Here is a 2,316-nt window from a genome sequence, read left to right on the forward strand (position 1 = left end):
CTGGAGAAGGAGGTGATAAAGTCCATCGTTAATCGGAGATGGACTAGAATGCTTTTTTGGCATAAATGAACAATTTTATTTTTCAGAATATATCAAATATAACAAATAACTCTTAAAATTCAGAAAATTCTATTGACAGAACTTGAAAAAGGGTCTATAATGAATAAAAAACAAAGGAGAATGCTATGAAAACAAGAAAAGTATTGGCTCTTGTGGGAGTAACTTTATTAGCAGCTGGTGTTTTAGCTGCTTGTTCTGGGGGTTCAGGCGCTCAAGGTGAAAAGACCTTTGCGTTTACCTACGAAACACATCCAGATAATCTCAACTATTTGACAACTGGTAAGGCAGCAACTTCTGAGATTACTAGTAATGTGATTGATGGATTGCTTGAAAATGATAAATACGGGAACCTTGTTCCTTCATTGGCAGAAGACTGGTCAGTTTCTAAGGATGGCTTGACTTATACTTATAAGATTCGTCAGGACGCCAAGTGGTATACATCTGAGGGAGAAGAGTACGCTCCTGTTAAGGCTCAGGACTTTGTGACAGGTCTTAAATATGCAACAGATAAGAAAGCGGATGCTCTTTACTTGGTACAGGATTCAATCAAAGGTCTGGATGCCTATGCAAAAGGTGAAATCACAGACTTTGCTCAAGTTGGGATTAAAGCCCTTGACGATCAGACAGTTCAATACACCTTGAACAAACCTGAAACTTTTTGGAATTCTAAAACAACTATGGGTGTGCTTGCGCCAGTCAATGAAGAGTTTTTGAATTCAAAAGGGGATGATTTTGCCAAAGCTACGGATCCAAGTAGTCTCTTGTATAATGGACCTTATTTGTTGAAATCCATTGTGACAAAATCCTCTGTTGAATTTGCGAAAAATCCGAACTACTGGGATAAGGACAATGTGCATATTGACAAGGTCAAATTGTCATTCTGGGATGGTCAAGATACTAGCAAACCTGCAGAAAACTTTAAAGATGGTAGCCTTACAGCAGCTCGTCTCTATCCAACAAGTGCAAGTTTCGCAGAGCTTGAGAAGAGTATGAAGGACAATATTGTCTATACTCAACAAGACTCTATTACGTATCTAGTTGGTACAAATATTGACCGTCAGTCCTATAAATACACATCTAAGACCAGCGACGAACAAAAGGCATCGACTAAAAAGGCTCTCTTAAACAAGGATTTCCGTCAGGCTATTGCATTTGGATTTGACCGTACAGCCTATGCCTCTCAGTTGAATGGACAAACTGGAGCAAGTAAAATCTTGCGTAATCTCTTTGTGCCACCAACATTTGTTCAAGCAGATGGTAAAAACTTTGGCGATATGGTCAAAGAGAAATTGGTCACTTATGGGGATGAATGGAAGGATGTTAATCTTGCAGATTCTCAGGATGGTCTTTACAATCCAGAAAAAGCCAAGGCTGAATTTGCTAAAGCTAAATCAGCCTTGCAAGCAGAAGGTGTGACATTCCCAATTCATTTGGATATGCCAGTTGACCAAACAGCAACTACAAAAGTTCAGCGCGTCCAATCTATGAAACAATCCTTGGAAGCAACTTTAGGAGCGGATAATGTAGTCATTGATATTCAACAACTACAAAAAGACGAAGTAAACAATATTACATATTTTGCTGAAAATGCTGCTGGCGAAGACTGGGATTTATCAGATAATGTCGGTTGGGGTCCAGACTTTGCCGATCCATCAACCTACCTTGATATCATCAAACCATCTGTAGGAGAAAGTACTAAAACATATTTAGGGTTTGACTCAGGGGAAGATAATGTAGCTGCTAAAAAAGTAGGTCTATATGACTACGAAAAATTGGTTACTGAAGCTGGTGATGAGACTACAGATGTTGCTAAACGATATGATAAATACGCAGCAGCCCAAGCTTGGTTGACAGATAGTGCCTTGATTATTCCAACTACATCTCGTACAGGGCGTCCAATCTTGTCTAAGATGGTACCATTTACAATACCATTTGCATTGTCAGGAAATAAAGGTACAAGCGACCCAGTCTTGTATAAATACTTGGAACTTCAAGACAAGGCAGTTACTGCAGATGAATACCAAAAAGCTCAAGAAAAATGGATGAAAGAAAAAGCAGAATCCAATAAAAAAGCGCAAGAAGAACTTGCCAAACATGTCAAATAAAACAAAAAGAGACTGAGTCAAAAGTCCTAAAAATAAGAAAAACGCATAGTATCAAGGTACAATTCTGAACTGCACCCCAAAAGTTAGACAGACAAAATCTAACTTTTGGGGTATTTTTATTATGAAATTAACTTATGATGATAAAGTTCAG

1 protein-coding gene is annotated in these 2,316 nt (G+C 38.3%); it reads left to right on the top strand.

Annotated features, from left to right (window positions below; all coding sequences use genetic code 11):
- The first annotated feature begins 185 nt into the window (after positions 1–185).
- Positions 186–2,165 (top strand): peptide ABC transporter substrate-binding protein, encoded by a 1,980-nt coding sequence (locus tag HT678_RS10440; RefSeq protein ID WP_000857592.1) that lies wholly within the window; start codon positions 186–188, stop codon positions 2,163–2,165.
- Positions 2,166–2,316 lie beyond the last annotated feature (151 nt).

The organism is Streptococcus sp. 3167, assembly GCF_013277175.1.
Taxonomy (GTDB): Bacteria; Bacillota; Bacilli; order Lactobacillales; family Streptococcaceae; genus Streptococcus; species Streptococcus pseudopneumoniae.